Origin of the sequence: Pseudoalteromonas sp. APC 3694 (assembly GCF_030407565.1) — a bacterium.
Taxonomy (GTDB): Bacteria; Pseudomonadota; Gammaproteobacteria; order Enterobacterales; family Alteromonadaceae; genus Pseudoalteromonas; species Pseudoalteromonas tetraodonis.
This window is the reverse complement of record NZ_JASDDE010000075.1, coordinates 1-16,197: the sequence shown is the minus strand read 5'-3', so window position 1 is coordinate 16,197 and position 16,197 is coordinate 1. Positions and strand designations below refer to the sequence as shown.

Here is a 16,197-nt window from a genome sequence, read left to right as displayed (position 1 = left end):
TCAAGGCTGTAGAAGCCCATTGATCGACACGGAGTGGCGTCGATGGGTAGTTCACAGACATTATCGGAATTAATTAAAAACGCCATAGAATCCTCATGGAAAAGCGCTGACTATACACAATATAGTCAGCATTAATATTTTTTCCAGAGTTTACTATGTGTGTAAGATGCTTTTCCTACACTAACCTGTCATGGTAACAAACTCTTCCGACCCTGTTGGGTGTAGTGCGACAACCGCATCAAAATCGGCTTTAGTCGCGCCCATTTTCATGGCAACAGCAAAGCCCTGAATCATTTCATCAACGGTGAAACCGATACCGTGTAAGCCCACAACTTTTTCATCATCGCCTGCACACACTAACATCATGTTACATGCTTGGCGATGCTGAGTAACTGCGGTGTACATAGCCGCAAAGCTTGATTTATATACTTTTACATTTTCTTCGCCGTACTGAGAAATCGCCTCTTGTTCAGTTAAGCCAATGGTGCCGATAGGTGGATGGCTAAATACCACGGTTGGTACTAGGCTGTAGTCCATTTTCAAATCGTTCGGCAATTCTTTATTAAATAAACGCTCAGATAGAGTACGACCCGCTTTTACAGCAACCGGTGTAAGCTCAATACCATTTTCGATAATATCACCCACAGCGTATACATTCTTAGCCGTGGTGTTTTGGTATTCATCTACTTTTACATAGCCGCTTTCGTTTACTTCTACGCCTGCTGCAGCAAGGTTAATTTTATCGGTTGTAGGTGTACGACCAATCGCCCAAATAACTTGATCAACATTTTCGCTGTAACCATTCTCAAAATGAATCGTTAAGCTGCCATCAGCCTCTTTTACCACCTCTTTTGGTGAACACTCAGTGTGCAGAGTAGGGCCTTCTTTTGCCATAATATCAACCAGTGTGTCGATAATGTATGGGTCAAAGGTACGCAGTGGCTTGCTCTTACGAACAAATAAATGGGTTTGTGTCCCTAGGCTGTGCAGCACACCTGCAATTTCTACGGCAATATAACCGGCACCAACAACAGCAACACGCTTAGGTTGTTCGTTCAGCTCAAAAAAGCCGTTTGAATCAATACCGTGTTCAGCACCTGGAATATTAGGAATAGTAGGGCGTCCGCCTACGGCGACTAAAATGTGATCGGCAGTATAGTGCTCGCCATCTACTTCAACAGTTTTACTATCCACAAACTTTGCAAAGCCTTTGATCACAGTTACGCCATTTTTAGCTAAACCATTATCATAGCCTTTGTGAATACGGCCAATATAGGCTTCACGGCTTTCTACTAACTTTGACCAGTCAAAGCCTTTAACTTCAACATCAAAACCGTAATCAGGAGCATAAAGATTAATTGCTTCAGCAACTTGAGCACCATGCCACATTACTTTTTTAGGAACACACCCTACGTTTACGCAGGTGCCACCCATGTGTTTAGCTTCAATTAATGCTACTTTTGCGCCACGCATTGCTGCACGGTTAGCTGATGCAATACCACCACTACCGCCACCAATTGCAATGTAATCAAAATGCTGAGCCATGTTTAATCCTCTAAATATTAATTTAACTTTTCTGTGCTGATGATAGCATATGCGATGAGCAAGTCACTTGTTCGGGGCTGCTAAAATCTATCAAACATCCTTCATCAAACGAAAGATATGCTATTTCAGATCAAGCTGCTAAGTGATCATTTACAGATACACACTCGTTAACTAGTAAAGCAGGTTTGCCCTTGTATTTACGTATTTTGCCCCAACTTAAACTTTTATATTTTGCATAAACCGAGAATCACTATGACCAATGCACATACTAATCCCCTAATCGGGCTTGAAGGTTTACCGCCTTTTTCAAAAATAAAGCCTGAGCATGTTGTCCCGGCACTAAAAAAAGGTATTGAGCACTGTCGCAGTGCAATTAATGATGTATTAGCAAAGCAATCATACACATGGGAAGATTTAGTATTACCCCTTGAAGAAGCTGACGATAAACTATCGCGATTGTTTTCACCGGTATCGCATTTGAACTCAGTAATGAACAATGATGAACTTCGCGAAGCCTACGAGCAATGTTTACCGCTTATTTCTGAATACTCTACTTTTGTTGGTCAGCACCAAGGTTTGTATGAGGCTTACAACGCACTTTATAACAGTGACGAATTTAAAACACTCACTACCGCTCAGCAAAAAACCATTACCAACGCATTGCGTGACTTTAAGCTTTCAGGCATTGCGTTAAATCCTGAGCAGCAAAAACGCTACGGTGAAATTAGTGCGCGTTTATCAGAGCTTGCTTCAAAATTTGGTAATAACGTGATGGATGCCACGCTTGCATGGCATAAGCATATTACCGATGAAAGCCAATTGGCTGGTTTACCAGAATCAGCGCTTGCATTAGCGGCCGATACGGCAAAAAGTAAAGACTTGGAAGGCTGGGTATTTACTCTCGATTTCCCATCTTACTTACCTATAATGACTTACGCAGACGACCGTGAACTTCGCAAAGAAACATACACCGCGTTTTCTACTCGTGCATCCGATCAAGGTCCAAATGCAGGAGAGTTTGATAACTCGGCGATTATGAGTGAAGAGCTGGCACTGCGTCATGAGTTAGCACAATTACTTGGCTTTAATAATTACGCCGAAAAATCTTTAGCTACAAAAATGGCAGAATCACCTGCACAGGTATTTTCATTTTTAGAAGACTTAGCTGCTAAATCTAAGCCACAAGCAGAGCAAGAGCTTAAAGAGTTGCAACAATACGCAGAGCAACAGCACGGTATTAGTGAACTACAGGCATGGGACTTTGGTTATTACAGCGAAAAGCTAAAGCAAGAAAAGTACGCGATTTCAGATGAAGTATTACGCCCATACTTCCCTGCCGATAAAGTGCTCAGTGGTTTGTTCGAAACTGTTAACCGCTTGTTTGGTATTACTGTTAAAGAGCAAAAAGACATTGATACTTACCATAAAGATGTGCGCTTTTTTGAAATTTACGATAGCAACAATACTTTACGTGGCCGTTTTTACTTAGATTTATACGCCCGTGACCACAAGCGTGGTGGTGCGTGGATGGATGACTGTATGGGTCGTAAAGTGCGTGCTAATGGTGAACTTCAAACACCAGTTGCTTACTTAGTGTGTAACTTTAATAAAGCGATTGGCGATAAGCCTGCTTTGTTTACCCATAATGAAGTAACCACACTGTTCCATGAGTTTGGTCACGGCATTCACCACATGTTAACTCAAGTAGATGCAGCGCCTGTTGCTGGTATTAATGGTGTAGCATGGGATGCCGTTGAATTGCCAAGTCAGTTTTTAGAAAACTGGTGTTACGAAGAAGAAGCCCTAAGCTTTATTTCAGGCCACTTCGAAACCGGTGAGCCATTACCAAAAGAGCTACTAGATAAACTATTGGCCGCTAAAAATTATAACTCAGGTATGCAAATGTTAAGACAACTTGAGTTCTCGTTATTCGATTTTAAAATTCACCATGACTACGTGGCAGACAAACCATGTAACATTCAAGCTGTGCTTGATGATGTACGCAGTCGTACCTCAGTCATTAAGCCGCCAGCGTTTAATCGTTTTCAGCATGGCTTTAGTCATATTTTTGCGGGTGGTTATAGCGCGGGGTATTACTCGTACAAATGGGCTGAAGTACTTTCGGCTGATGCCTACTCTAAATTTGAAGAAGAGGGAATTTTTAATCCACAAACTGGCCAAGCGTTTATGCAGCATATTCTTGAAAAAGGCGGCAGCGAAGAGCCAATGGCACTGTTTAAAAACTTCCGTGGTCGTGAGCCAAGTGTAGACGCACTACTACGCCATAGTGGCATTGCCGCTTAGGGTCTGTTGAGCTTTGCGGATTAAAATATAATTACAAAAGCGCCCCAGAGGCGCTTTTTTATTTAATTACTCAAACACAACTAAGTAAACAACAAACGCAGCCAGAACCTGAGAGCGAAAATAACGATATTGAGTTGTTTTAAACTAGAGATCGTATATTGGCTTTGTTTGGGTATAATAACGGTGAAATTTATCATCGGAGTGTGAAGTGGTTATACAGTGTGCGTTTAAAGAGTGTCGACCTTATTTAAATGAGTTAGAAGCACGCTTTGGGCTTGCTCAATGGGCAGAGCAAAGCAGTGGTTTTAGCTTGCATTACGATGATAAAGGACTAAGCCTGTATAAAACTGACGAGCCAAAATTAGGTGCTATTAACGTAGACTTTATAACTGGTGCCGTTGCACATAGGCGTAAATTTGGTGGTGGTAAAGGGCAATCAATTGCCAAAGCCGTTGGTCTTAATAAGGGCGCAACGCCAGTGGTACTCGATGCCACAGCAGGCCTTGGACGCGACGGTTTTGTGTTAGCCTCATTAGGCTGTAAAGTAATTTTACATGAGCGCCACCCCGTGGTTGCTGCACTGTTATATGATGGCTTACAACGTGCTTATAACGATAGTGAAATTGGCCCATGGATGCAGCAAAATATGAGCCTTATCTTTGGCTCAAGCCATACCTTACTTGCTCAATGTGACAGCATGCCCGATGTGGTTTACCTTGATCCAATGTTCCCGCACCGTGAAAAATCAGCATTGGTTAAAAAAGAAATGCGCGTATTCCAAGAATTAGTAGGTGGCGATACCGACGCCGATGATTTACTCGAGTTTGCCTACCCCCTTGCCAGCAAACGTGTTGTAGTTAAACGCCCCGATTACGCACCATTTTTAAATGATAAAACCCCAAGCATGCAAATCAAAACCAAGAAGAACCGCTTTGATGTGTATGTAAAAGCCGCGATGGTTTAGTTTAGGTTAAAGGTTAACGGGCTACGAGCGACGGGCTGTCGCTGAAACCATAGTCTGACATAATACAACCATACTATGACATAATTAAACCATACTTTGACATAAATCCTCTTATTAAAAATTATACTAAAAATAAATATAATTATAATCAATCACTTACACATAAGTTAAACCATAGTGTGACATGCTGGATTTTTATTTGTATAGTGTGTGTACTAAAATAATAAAAATAAATATTTACTTATGTATATACGCAACTTAAGAAAGCCTTCTCCTAATAAAAATGTATTCAAATTTGCGAGCACTAAAGTTAGTAGTGTAGTTATGTGTGAGAGCACATTAGAGTTTGATGCATGTTTTCATCATGAATATAACGACTTGATAGAGAGTTTTGGCAGTCAGCCTGAAGGCTTTAAATATGAGTTTATGGGTAAAAGCTTACCTTATACACCAGATGCACTGATTTCATATACAGATAAAACTCAAAAATACCACGAATATAAGCCCTATTCTAAAATTGCTTCTCCACTATTTAGAGCTGAATTTGCGGCTAAAAGGGCTGCATCATTAAAAATGGGAATTGATCTTATTTTAGTGACTGATAGGCAAATTAGGGTAAACCCAATATTAAACAACTTAAAACTATTACATCGCTACTCAGGTGTTTATGGTATCAGTAGCATTCAAAATGAGTTGCTCAGCTTTATTCAAAAATCAGGGGTAATTAAGTTAAATGATATAAGCTCTCAGATTGGTTTACCAATTGGTAAAACACGCTCCTTTATATTTGGGTTAATGCATAAAGGATTGGTTAAGGCTGATCTAGGGTGTGATGATTTAACTAATAATCCAACATTATGGGCTACACCATGACTGACTTTTTTAATGAATTTGATGAATCACTAGCGCCATTAAAACCACAAACGCCCACTCAATATGTCAAATTAGATGATGCCAACTTAATCAAGCGTGATTTGGATACCTTTACTGTTGCTTTAAAAAACCAAGCGTTACAAAGGTATAAGCTAATTAGCTCTATCGATAAAAAGCTTTCACGTGGGTGGACCCAACGAAATTTAGAGCCTATTTTAGACGAGCTTTTTAAAGAGAATACACAAGATAGGCCAAATTGGCGGACTGTTGCTCGTTGGCGCAAAAAATACATCGACAGCAACGGGGATATTGCCTCCCTTGCTGATAAAAACCATAAAATGGGAAACAGAACCAAGCGTATAGAAGGAGATGATACGTTTTTTGATAAAGCATTAGAGCGATTTTTAGATGCTAAAAGGCCTACTGTTGCAACAGCATACCAGTACTACAAAGACTTAATTATTATTGAAAATGAGAGTATTGTTGAAGGCAAGATTCCAATAATATCCTACAATGCCTTTAATAAAAGAATCAAAGCAATGCCACCATATGCGGTTGCGGTTGCAAGGCATGGTAAATTTAAAGCAGATCAATGGTTTGCTTATTGTTCAGCACACGTGCCTCCGACAAGAATTCTAGAGCGGGTAGAGATTGATCATACTCCACTTGATTTAATTCTACTTGATGATGAGTTACTTATCCCTATAGGAAGACCTTATCTAACATTACTTATTGATGTATTTAGTGGTTGTGTTCTTGGTTTTCATCTTAGTTATAAATCTCCTTCGTACGTATCTGCTGCTAAGGCTATTACTCATGCAATTAAGCCAAAATCACTTGATGGTCTGAATATAGAACTACAAAATGATTGGCCTTGCTTTGGTAAATTTGAAAATTTAGTTGTAGATAATGGGGCTGAGTTTTGGTCCTACAACTTAGAACATGCTTGTGAGGAATCAAAAATAAACGTTCAATATAATCAGGTACGCAAGCCCTGGCTAAAACCGTTTATAGAGCGGTTTTTTGGCGTGATTAATGAATATTTCCTACCAGAACTGCCAGGGAAAACATTCTCAAATATTTTAGAAAAAGAAGAATATAAACCTGAGAAAGATGCGATCATGCGTTTTTCAACGTTTGTAGAAGAATTTCACCGTTGGATCGTGGATGTATACCATCAAGATAGTAATTCGCGTGAAACTCGTATCCCAATTAAACGTTGGCAACGAGGATATGATGTCTATCCTCCTTTAACTATGAATGAAGATGATGAAGCGCGTTTTGATATGTTAATGCGCATCTCAGACTCAAGAACGTTAACGAGAAATGGGTTTAAATATCAAGAGTTAATGTATGACTCAACAGCTTTGGCTGATTATCGTAAACATTATCCGCAAACAAAAGAAACTATAAAAAAACTGATTAAAGTTGATCCTGATGATATTTCAAAAATTTATGTTTACTTAGAAGAGCTGGAAAGCTACCTAGAAGTACCGTGTACAGACCCTACCGGTTATACGGACGGGTTAAGTATCTATGAGCATAAAACAATAAAAAAAATTAATAGAGAAATGATTAGGGAATCTAAAGATAGTCTGGGCTTAGCTAAAGCTCGCATGGCTATTCATGAGCGAGTAAAACAAGAGCAAGAAGCTTTGATTGAATCAAAAACTAAAGCAAAAATAACAACTGTCAAAAAGCAAGCTCAAATAGCTGATGTAAGCAATACAGGAACGGGCACTATTAAGGTTTCTGAAAAAAGTGCAGCCCCTGTGCAAAAAAATATAAGTAACGATATTTTTGATGATTGGGATGATGACTTAGAGGCATTTGAATGAATGCCTTAACAGAATTACAGATCGGACAGTTGCGCAACTTTAGCGATTGCATCGTTATGCATACTCAAATTAAAACAATTTTTAATGACTTTGATGAATTAAGATTAAACCGTAAATTTCAGTCAGACCAACAGTGTATGCTATTAATTGGTGATACAGGCGTAGGAAAAAGCCATACCATTAATCACTACAAAAAAAGAGTTCTAGCTACACAGAATTATAGCCGAAACACTATGCCAGTCTTAATAAGTCGTATATCTAGGGGGAAAGGCTTAGATGCTACTTTAATTCAAATGCTGGCAGATCTGGAGCTATTTGGAAGTAGTCAAATTCAAAAGCGAGGCTACAAAACAGACCTTACTAAAAAGCTTGTAGAAAGCTTAATTAAAGCTCAAGTTGAGTTACTCATCATTAATGAGTTTCAGGAGTTAATAGAGTTTAAAAGCATACAAGAGCGGCAACAAATCGCAAATGGGTTAAAGTTTATTAGTGAAGAAGCCAAAGTGCCAATAGTACTGGTTGGTATGCCTTGGGCTGCAACAATAGCTGAAGAACCACAATGGGCTTCTCGCTTAGTTAGAAAAAGAAAACTTGAATACTTTAGCTTAAAAAATGATAGCAAGTACTTTCGTCAATATTTAATGGGCCTAGCGAAACAAATGCCATTTGATGAGCCGCCTAAGCTTGAAAGTAAAAATACCACAATAGCGTTATTTGCTGCATGTCGAGGTGAGAATCGAGCTCTTAAACATCTACTATTGGAGGCTTTAAAATTAGCATTGAGTTGTAACGAGTATCTTGAAAATAAACATTTTATTACTGCTTATGAAAAGTTCGACTTTTTTAATGACAAAGAGTCACTGGAGTTAAAAAACCCTTTTGAACAAGATGCTAAAGATATTGTTATTTATGAAGTAATTAAAAGCTCATCCTATGACCCAAATGCATTAGATCCTGAACATATGCTCACAGGTCGTAAATTCGCAATACTAAAGTAAGCTTTACTAGCCTAAGGTCTATTAAGGAGATTCAAACGGATAAGTCTTAACTTCAACTATCAGATTAGGTTAGTGTGATTCAATCAAGTCTGATAGTCGCATATGTGCCATGTCCGGACGTTCGTAACGCCTTACTAATGAGCGCATAAATGCTTGGCTAAAATTAGCGACGAAGGAGCGCAAGCCAAGCGTTTTGCGTCCTTTTGAGTAACTTGTTAGAGCACTAGTACTTGCTACGTTTAGTTTCAAAGCCACCACCAGATTTTGCAAAATTAAGTGCATCTAATTTATTGAAAGAACGATCAAACAATTTGGGCTTACAAAGAGTGCAAATATGTACGACCCCTTTATTACTCTCATTGTAGCGCCAAAGTAAATCTCTATAAACTTTACAAGAATCACAAGACATTCTTTCGTTAACACGAACGCCTCGTTTACTAATAAGAAGCAATGGCACTGGTTGAGGATGCTTTACTTTACGATGTTTTTTTAATTGGTTTCTGCCAAATTTTTCTCCACAAATTTTACATGGGAAAAGTTTTTTAGGCTTCACTGTATCCATAGTGCTCTAACGCCCGCAATAAACGGCGGCCCGACAGGGACGTCCGGTGGAGGCCCATCGGGCCGGAACGAATTTAATTGCCTTGTTATGCATGTTGAGGCGTTCTCCGAAGGAGAAGACGCCACCGAAATTGCCGATAGCGGTAAAAAATATTTGCGTACAGCCACACCAAAAGCGTCAAGACACCCGCCTTGACCTCCACATCATCAGTGTAGCTGCAGGTTTCATTTTGCTCAGGAGTTACTTGGATGAGGTGATTCCAAACCGGAACCAAGCCACCGCCCTCCTTGGTAAAAAGCACCCGCTTACTGTCGTCGATCTCTTGGAAGGTTATTGAGTGTCTCCACGCTGGAATGAGCCCGAAGAACATCAGACGAGTATTTTCTGTGGAGCCCTCTCGCCACTCCGGCGGAAACCGGTGAGAGCCGGAAAATCCAAGAAATCCACGTGTGACGAATAACAGGGTATCGCTCTTTCTGACCAGAGCCCAAACCTTGTCGGCGGATGAATTAAAGGTAGTTGATACTTTTACTCGCAACTCACGATCCTTGTCAGTCTCAGTGCATAACGCCCGTGTATGCGGACGGAGTGGAAACGCGAAGCGTTGGAACGGAGTTCCGACATGACACGTTTGTTAAGTGCTAACTGCGCTGGTAAAAACAAGCTTATTACCAAATGGATCTGAAATAGACATATCCTTGCTTCCCCAAGGCATTTCTTGTATGACAGGCCTAGAATACTTGTAGCATTTACCAAGCAATAGCTCGCGATACGCCTCTAGATTACTTACTTGGATTCGTAGCGCCGTACCGGGGCTAGAATCTCCATGATGCTCAGATATATGAAGCACGCAACTACCTTTTGAAATTTGCATATAAAGTGGCAAATCCTCAGAAAATCTATGCTCCCAATCTAAATCGAATTCCAGAAATTTCAAATAGAATTCTTTAGCCTTAATTTCATCGAAGCTTCTTAATATTGGCGTAGTGTTCCCAAATTTCATTATTACTCCGATTTATCTATGGCCACTTAACACCAAAATAAGCGGTAGCTGGGTGCTCTTCCCAGGTATCCGTCTTCATTTTCTTTGTTAAGTATCTGTCGTAATTTCATCCCATTCCTGCCCACAGTAACCTATCAGCCAATTTATAGCATGATGTCTCTCTTGCACAATACTTGAATCTATTTCTTCTGGTATGGGTTGATGATTGATTGTAGCGTCTCTAACTTTCCAATGAGAATCATAAATTAGTTCATTTGCATCAAATATCTCATCATCTGAACGTAACTCAGCGTTTTCTATAAAATTTTTGGATTCTTTCAAGTAAAAGTCACAAGCATTCTTTATAGCGTCGAGATCGCATAACTCACTGAAGTTATTGAATGCTGGTAGCTTGTAGAGCGCCCATAGCAATATAGCCAATGATTCTATTCTCCAAGTAGCATTAATAACACTTCGCTTAGTGAGCTGTTGAGATTCAAAAAATGCTTTTTCTTCTTCGGTAACGTACTCCCAAAGAGCTTCTTTTTTTAGCCAAGCTACAATTGCATCGCGATCTTCGCCATTACCTGCTGACACAAGTCCGAAAAGGATTACACTCCGTTGAGCGCACTCAACGCTGCTGCGGATTTCGTCTTCCGTTTCAAGTTCGTCATCATTCTCTTCAATCAACTGTAAAACGTATGAATTATCAAATCCGCAGCAATCACACACAGGATCTTTTAACGATAGACTATCACTTTCTTTGTCGCAGTTAGTGCAGAACAAACAACCTCCTAAAGATACTTAACATTTTAGTATTTATGCGACACGCAGTTTGTGTTGCATAATCGCTTGTTGGACTGAGCCGCTACCTACTCGGTGTGTCAGAGTTGGTGTTGTTTATGCTATGGGAATTTGCTTTTTCTGGCCTAAGCGATATCAAGCCAACGTTACTGGCGAGCCTATCGCATCTAAGCTATCCCTGCTTTACTCAGCGTTTATTATGCTTCCATTACACCTAAATTTGCCTTAAGAAGCAATTATATTTTTACGCACGCAGAGGTCGTTAGCCTGAGCAATTAAGCAGGTTAACTCATTGATTTTAAGCAGCAAGCAAGGCTGCTAACTCGTTCGCACTATTTCATTTGTCGGCGTATCTGAATTCATCACACCAATAAATCGTAAAATACCCACCTTGCATGACTGACAAAACCAATGCGGTATTAATGGTTCTTGCTCTACCTTCGGCTTCACCGCTTTGCATGGGGTTACTGATGCTTGAGCCTTTATTAACCCTAACTTTCGCTTGCGACACGCATTAGCTAAAAAGCCGTAGTGGCGAATGCGCATAAACCCTTTAGGCAATACATGTTGTAAGTAGCGCCGTAAAAATTCATCACAACTCAGCGTCATGACTTTATCGCGGTTGTTATCTGCATAATCGCGGTATTTAAAGCTCACTGTTTCTTCAGTCGCTGACACTAATCGCGATTCTGACATCACGCCTTTTCGGGTATAACGAGCAAGGTAACTAACTAGCTTTTCACTGTACGTTAAACAGGCTTTGCTATACACGCACCATTTGGTTGGCGTGCTTACCTTCGCGAATGAACTATCGCATTCATTGAGCGCCGCCAGCATTTTCCCTCTGAACACTGTTGATAATGCTTTAACGGGGTATAAATAGCCTTTTTCTATTTCATGCCAGTGCGCTTTATCAAGCGCGCCTGCGGGTATCAAACAGTGTAAATGGATATGCTGACCTAAGTTTTGCCCCCACGTATGCAGTACACTTGTCATGCCTAACTGACCATGCCTCTTTCGTTTCGCAAATTTACTCAGCGTTTGCCATGTGGCTTTGAATAAACACTGATACAACGCGTTTGGGTTGTAGTGCGCAATGATATTCAACTCATGCGGGAGTGTAAAAACAAGGTGGAAATACCTACATGGTAATAAATCCTCCTGCTGTTTTTGCACCCATTTAGCCGTAGCCATGCCTTGGCAACGCGGGCAATGACGGTCTCGACAGCTACATCCAATCTTTTGCGACTCCCCACAGCTATCACATTGCCATGCTTGATAACCGAGCTGACCCGTTCTGCATGATTGAAGGTGCTGACACACGCGCAGTTGTTGATAACTCACCGTATGATGTTGGCGATAACTCTCAAGGCTTGAGTTTAAAATATCAGCGAGGTGTAAGGCGTTCATTGTTTACTCCAGCTCGCAAGCAAATCAATGCCGCCATGACCTAACTCTGGTAACCAATGTAAGTAACTTTGTGTGGTTTTAATATCACTGTGGCCAAGCTGATGTTGCAGTTGATGAAGTGGCATACCTGATTCAAGTTGGTGTGTTGCATAAGCATGGCGTAAAGTATGTGGATTACAGTGCTTTAAGCCACACGCTTGTGCATGTTTTCTCAATGGCTTCCTGAAGGTTGATGCTGACATAGGTTTATCCATTAATAACCGTGAATAGAACATCCAACCTGTTGGGTGATACATTTTCCAATAACAACGTAATTGAGCCAGCACGCTATCTGATACAACCACATAGCGTGATTTATCCCCTTTACCTTGTTCAATTAAAATAGTTTTACGCTGTCCATCGATATCTTGCACTTTAATGCGTAGCAGTTCATTAATACGTAAGCCACACCCATAGCACACCATAATCAATGTTTTTAAGCGCATATCGGTGCAACTTTCTATAAGCCGTCGCATGTCATCGCGCGATAAATACGTGGGTGCGCGAAGTTTTACTTTTGGCAGTACAATATCTAAGTTAAGTGGCCGATGTAAAATATTCTTAAACAAGAACCAAATACTGTTTATCTGTATTTTTTGGCTTGCTCTAGAAAGTTTACGAATCGCAGGATCGTTAAAAAAGGCGTTAAGTTCCTCATCAGTAATCGAATCGAGCGGTTTATTAAAATAATGACTGAGTTTTAGTAAATGTTCACAGTAGCTTTTACATGTACTTTGCGAATAACCACGATAGGCTATTTCAGTTTTGACTTGTTCAATGAGTGTATTCATGACTTACCTCCAAGTTATGGGATAACCCCAAGGTAAGTGTGGCTCAAATGATAAGAATAGGATCTCCGCGTAGCGGCTTAGTTCAACAATTTAATAGTGCGCTAATGGCGCATATTTCTGCCGACTTAACGCTCATTTATCCACGTTTTATAGTTTTAACAAATTATCTAAGGTATTACTATCACTAAGTTTTCTAAAATCTCAGATAAATTTAAATAAACCAATATGCGCGCAGCGCTCATTTTCATGAATATATGCGCAAAGAGCAGTTTAACCAATCAATTAACGACGATATTTAGCCAATTTCAATGACCGCTTCTCGCTCATAGGGGCCTGTCAGATGAAACCTAAGCCTAATCATTAAAACTCTATGGACTGATGTTAATTACTTCAAATTAACTTACTAAAAACGTCTCTATCACCCGCTCTCTAAACCCACCAAAGGCCTGTAAAAAGCTTGCTTCCTGAAGCTCTGTTTGCAGCTGATTTACTCCATTTTTGCCCCATGAAAATAATAAATCATCAACCTCAGTATTAACCTGATTATCTGGCTGAGGGTAGTTTGCTTTTTTATGAGTCTCTGTTCCAAAATATTCATTTGCTATAGCGTTATTTCTTATTAGTACGCAAGTGTTAGGTAGCTCTTGGTCGATTCTATTTGCAAAAGTGCTTAGTGTTTCTTCGGCTAAGGTGAATAACCAAGCTTCTTGGTTGGGCGAGCTATTTACTCTTAATATACGGCCAAGCACCTGCCTAAAATAAAGTTCGGTTTTAACTCTGCTTAAATGGCAACATACTTGTAGTCTTGGTATGTCAGTACCTTCCGACACCATGCCAACGCTTACAATCCATTGTGTATTGCTTAAACGAAAATGGCTGATTCTCTCGCCAGCATCACTTTCTTTGTAAGTAACTATGGTTGCTGATTGATGAAAAAGGTCGGTGAGTACAGTCACTATTTGCTCTGCATGTTCAACAGAAGAGGCAACAATTAACCCTGCGGCATTACTATTCTGCTGCCTAATAGTGGCAAGTTTACTTACCCCTTGAGCAACAATGTAATTAATCACAGCTTCGTGCTTAATCAAATCTTGGTAGGAAATCGATGGATCTTTTAGCAAAGACTTTAATGAGTTATAGGTTTTAGTTTCCTGTTTCGTGGTTGTTACCGAAATTTCTTCATTATCAATTAAAATAATTTTAGGGTTACGGCAAACACCATCATTTACCGCCTGTTGCAGCGAGTAAGTGTAATTACATATTATTATATTATCAGGGTCGCTATAAGTTGCCAGTGCGATAGGAAGAAGGTCAGAGCGCCAAGGTGTGCCTGTCAACGCTAACGTAAAAGCAGCGTGCTGTTGAATATTTTTAACAATATCTTGCCCCCATACATTGGCATCCTCAATGCTTGATCCAGCACAGTGGTGTATTTCATCAAACACCACTAACACGCGGTTGTTCTTTAATAACTTCCAATAGTCGTCATTAAAAAAACGCATATTTTGATAAGTATACGAGCAACCAACTGAGCCAATAACACCGTCAAAATTACAGTTTAACCGTTTAGCAAACGTCTTTCTAATACCATTAGCCACCTCACTAGAGGGTGAAAAACAAATCACAAAGTCTATTTGCTTAGTTTCAAATAAATACGCTGCCACTTCTGCCGCCAATACAGTTTTACCGGCCCCTGGTGTAGCTAAACAAAAAAAGTGCTTATGGCTTTGGGAGTAATGCTTTTTAACTGCCGATAAGCAGGCTGCTTGCCAACTCCTTAACATGGTTGTTTTTCTGTTATTTTATTACCCAATAAAGTCTGCAAAGCGTTTATTTTGCCAAGTAATTTAATCGACTTTTCCTTAGCTTGAGTGTGATGCAGTTGCAACTTTTCTTGCAGCTTAGGGTAGCGTGCAGAAAGGCGCTGATACTCTTTAGCTTCTTCAAGTACAGTATTTAAATCAATCTCGTATGTTAATAAATCTTTTTTAAGTTCTTCTTGGTACTCAATAACTTTAACTGTTTCGGTCGAAATATCAGGAACGCTAATATTTGCAGTATCTATTTGTTTGACTTTGCCTCGCCTTGAAGTAGGAATGATTTCTAAACTTGAAAAAAGCTCTGTTGTTGAATATATAACCTCTTTAGCTCCCTTATTTAATTTATTGGTTCGTCTTAAGAGTCCATTTGCAACATTGCGAGTTAATTGGCGATATACAAACTTTCGGGTTTCTACTGGATCAGTAAACTCAGATTGTTCACGCAATAATGCCTCTTTCGCTTGCGTCACAGTGAAATTATTCATCTGTTTGATTACCAAAAGAAAATGTAAAAATACATTCATATTCGCTTTTTTACTCATTGCTAAACCTTACTACTCACCATAAACTTAGGATTCCTAAGTATACATGCTCATGTAAAAACTAGACAATCATTTAAATGTGAGAGTTACCAAGATGAAGCAACGGTGCAGGTTAAATCCTTTTTTACAGAGCGTCTTAAAGAGGCTCGAAAGCGAATGAAGATAAGCCAAAAAGAGTTAGGTATTAAAATAGGGATGGACCCAAGTTCAGCCAGTGGCAGAATGAACCATTACGAAACAGGTCGCCATATGCCCGACTTAGCTACTTTAAAAAAGCTAGCAACCGAGCTAAATGTTCCCGTAAATTACTTTTTTTGTGAATCAGAAGAAAGCGCAACTCTGGCATGTTTAATCGAAAAGCTTGATGAAGAAGGCAAGCGCAAACTAATTCAACTACTAGAATCAGAATAGTAAATCTTGTAATTCGAGAAAAATTTATAGTTTACTTATCATATGAATAAGGATGTTTATGAGAATTATCCCATTAATATTAGTTACTTTATTTCTATTGGGCTGTGATAGAAAGCCCGTAACTTATGATGAATGTATTCTTGAGAATATGAAAGGCGTCAAAAGTGATGTTGGCGCTAAGTTAATCCATAAATCTTGTTACGAAAAAAATAAAAAGCAAACTACGCCTAAAGAAATTAAACAACTTGGAGTTAAAGAACCACGGCTAGCGCATTTTAATCCCAGATTCTAACAGGGTTGAGCGATAATCATCG

At 39.7% G+C, this 16,197-nt stretch carries 16 protein-coding genes; 7 read left to right on the top strand and 9 right to left on the bottom strand.

Annotation, left to right across the window (positions count from 1 at the left end):
• Positions 1–180: 180 nt before the first annotated feature.
• On the bottom strand, positions 181–1,545 hold the full coding sequence (gene gorA, locus QMA00_RS17200; protein WP_290158177.1) for a glutathione-disulfide reductase: 1,365 nt from the start codon (positions 1,543–1,545) through the stop codon (positions 181–183).
• 252 nt (positions 1,546–1,797) lie between these two features.
• Between gorA and prlC the strand changes: the two genes are divergently transcribed.
• The 5 genes from prlC (at position 1,798) to QMA00_RS17175 (ending at position 8,522) form a co-directional block, all read left to right on the top strand.
• Entirely contained in the window at positions 1,798–3,849 is a 2,052-nt protein-coding gene (gene prlC, locus QMA00_RS17195) for an oligopeptidase A (RefSeq protein ID WP_290158176.1), read from the top strand.
• 208 nt (positions 3,850–4,057) lie between these two features.
• Positions 4,058–4,813 (top strand): class I SAM-dependent methyltransferase, encoded by a 756-nt coding sequence (locus tag QMA00_RS17190; protein WP_290158174.1) that lies wholly within the window; start codon positions 4,058–4,060, stop codon positions 4,811–4,813.
• A gap of 324 nt (positions 4,814–5,137) precedes the next feature.
• Positions 5,138–5,686 (top strand): TnsA endonuclease N-terminal domain-containing protein, encoded by a 549-nt coding sequence (locus QMA00_RS17185; RefSeq protein ID WP_290158172.1) that lies wholly within the window; start codon positions 5,138–5,140, stop codon positions 5,684–5,686.
• The gene (locus QMA00_RS17180; protein ID WP_290158170.1) at positions 5,683–7,524 is read left to right on the top strand and encodes a Mu transposase C-terminal domain-containing protein; all 1,842 of its coding nucleotides are present in this window, start codon (positions 5,683–5,685) and stop codon (positions 7,522–7,524) included. The genes QMA00_RS17185 and QMA00_RS17180 overlap by 4 nt, the downstream gene beginning before the upstream one ends.
• Positions 7,521–8,522 carry a TniB family NTP-binding protein gene (locus QMA00_RS17175; protein WP_290158168.1) on the top strand — a complete coding sequence of 334 codons (1,002 nt, stop codon included), beginning with the start codon at positions 7,521–7,523 and terminating at the stop codon, positions 8,520–8,522. The genes QMA00_RS17180 and QMA00_RS17175 overlap by 4 nt, the downstream gene beginning before the upstream one ends.
• Positions 8,523–8,745: 223 nt before the next feature.
• Here the strand turns inward: QMA00_RS17175 and QMA00_RS17170 are convergent, their stop codons facing one another.
• The 8 genes from QMA00_RS17170 to QMA00_RS17135 form a co-directional block, all read right to left on the bottom strand.
• Positions 8,746–9,084, bottom strand: a complete 339-nt coding sequence (locus tag QMA00_RS17170; RefSeq protein WP_036983926.1) for a hypothetical protein — start codon at positions 9,082–9,084, stop codon at positions 8,746–8,748.
• An 85-nt stretch (positions 9,085–9,169) separates the two neighbouring features.
• The gene (locus QMA00_RS17165) at positions 9,170–9,622 is read right to left on the bottom strand and encodes a hypothetical protein (protein WP_290158166.1); all 453 of its coding nucleotides are present in this window, start codon (positions 9,620–9,622) and stop codon (positions 9,170–9,172) included.
• 96 nt (positions 9,623–9,718) lie between these two features.
• Entirely contained in the window at positions 9,719–10,087 is a 369-nt protein-coding gene (locus tag QMA00_RS17160) for a glyoxalase superfamily protein (RefSeq protein WP_058576492.1), read from the bottom strand.
• 87 nt (positions 10,088–10,174) lie between these two features.
• The gene (locus tag QMA00_RS17155; protein ID WP_290158163.1) at positions 10,175–10,852 is read right to left on the bottom strand and encodes a DUF4272 domain-containing protein; all 678 of its coding nucleotides are present in this window, start codon (positions 10,850–10,852) and stop codon (positions 10,175–10,177) included.
• Positions 10,853–11,188: 336 nt separating this feature from the next.
• Positions 11,189–12,280, bottom strand: coding sequence for an IS91 family transposase (locus QMA00_RS17150; protein ID WP_138562839.1), 1,092 nt, complete (start codon positions 12,278–12,280; stop codon positions 11,189–11,191).
• The gene (locus tag QMA00_RS17145) at positions 12,277–13,110 is read right to left on the bottom strand and encodes a tyrosine-type recombinase/integrase (RefSeq protein WP_063528612.1); all 834 of its coding nucleotides are present in this window, start codon (positions 13,108–13,110) and stop codon (positions 12,277–12,279) included. The genes QMA00_RS17150 and QMA00_RS17145 overlap by 4 nt, the downstream gene beginning before the upstream one ends.
• Positions 13,111–13,505: 395 nt before the next feature.
• Positions 13,506–14,894, bottom strand: coding sequence for a DEAD/DEAH box helicase family protein (locus tag QMA00_RS17140; RefSeq protein ID WP_290158159.1), 1,389 nt, complete (start codon positions 14,892–14,894; stop codon positions 13,506–13,508).
• On the bottom strand, positions 14,888–15,472 hold the full coding sequence (locus QMA00_RS17135) for a hypothetical protein (protein ID WP_290158157.1): 585 nt from the start codon (positions 15,470–15,472) through the stop codon (positions 14,888–14,890). Before QMA00_RS17135 ends, QMA00_RS17140 begins: the two co-directional genes overlap by 7 nt.
• 105 nt (positions 15,473–15,577) lie before the next feature.
• Between QMA00_RS17135 and QMA00_RS17130 the strand changes: the two genes are divergently transcribed.
• Both QMA00_RS17130 and QMA00_RS17125 read left to right on the top strand, forming a co-directional pair.
• Positions 15,578–15,883, top strand: coding sequence for a helix-turn-helix transcriptional regulator (locus QMA00_RS17130; protein ID WP_283957456.1), 306 nt, complete (start codon positions 15,578–15,580; stop codon positions 15,881–15,883).
• Positions 15,884–15,941: 58 nt separating this feature from the next.
• A complete protein-coding gene (locus tag QMA00_RS17125) occupies positions 15,942–16,175 on the top strand; it encodes a hypothetical protein (protein ID WP_290158154.1) in 234 nt (77 codons plus the stop codon).
• Positions 16,176–16,197: the final 22 nt, after the last annotated feature.

What these genes read in the sequence shown, in the direction of transcription:
- gorA (WP_290158177.1), bottom strand. Translation starts at nt 1,545, where the DNA reads ATGGCTCAGCATTTTGATTACATTGCAATTGGTGGCGGTAGTGGTGGT.
- prlC (WP_290158176.1), top strand. Translation starts at nt 1,798, where the DNA reads ATGACCAATGCACATACTAATCCCCTAATCGGGCTTGAAGGTTTACCG.
- QMA00_RS17185 (WP_290158172.1), top strand. Translation starts at nt 5,138, where the DNA reads ATGTGTGAGAGCACATTAGAGTTTGATGCATGTTTTCATCATGAATAT.
- QMA00_RS17180 (WP_290158170.1), top strand. Translation starts at nt 5,683, where the DNA reads ATGACTGACTTTTTTAATGAATTTGATGAATCACTAGCGCCATTAAAA.
- QMA00_RS17175 (WP_290158168.1), top strand. Translation starts at nt 7,521, where the DNA reads ATGAATGCCTTAACAGAATTACAGATCGGACAGTTGCGCAACTTTAGC.
- QMA00_RS17170 (WP_036983926.1), bottom strand. Translation starts at nt 9,084, where the DNA reads ATGGATACAGTGAAGCCTAAAAAACTTTTCCCATGTAAAATTTGTGGA.
- QMA00_RS17160 (WP_058576492.1), bottom strand. Translation starts at nt 10,087, where the DNA reads ATGAAATTTGGGAACACTACGCCAATATTAAGAAGCTTCGATGAAATT.
- QMA00_RS17150 (WP_138562839.1), bottom strand. Translation starts at nt 12,280, where the DNA reads ATGAACGCCTTACACCTCGCTGATATTTTAAACTCAAGCCTTGAGAGT.
- QMA00_RS17145 (WP_063528612.1), bottom strand. Translation starts at nt 13,110, where the DNA reads ATGAATACACTCATTGAACAAGTCAAAACTGAAATAGCCTATCGTGGT.
- QMA00_RS17140 (WP_290158159.1), bottom strand. Translation starts at nt 14,894, where the DNA reads ATGTTAAGGAGTTGGCAAGCAGCCTGCTTATCGGCAGTTAAAAAGCAT.
- QMA00_RS17135 (WP_290158157.1), bottom strand. Translation starts at nt 15,472, where the DNA reads ATGAGTAAAAAAGCGAATATGAATGTATTTTTACATTTTCTTTTGGTA.
- QMA00_RS17125 (WP_290158154.1), top strand. Translation starts at nt 15,942, where the DNA reads ATGAGAATTATCCCATTAATATTAGTTACTTTATTTCTATTGGGCTGT.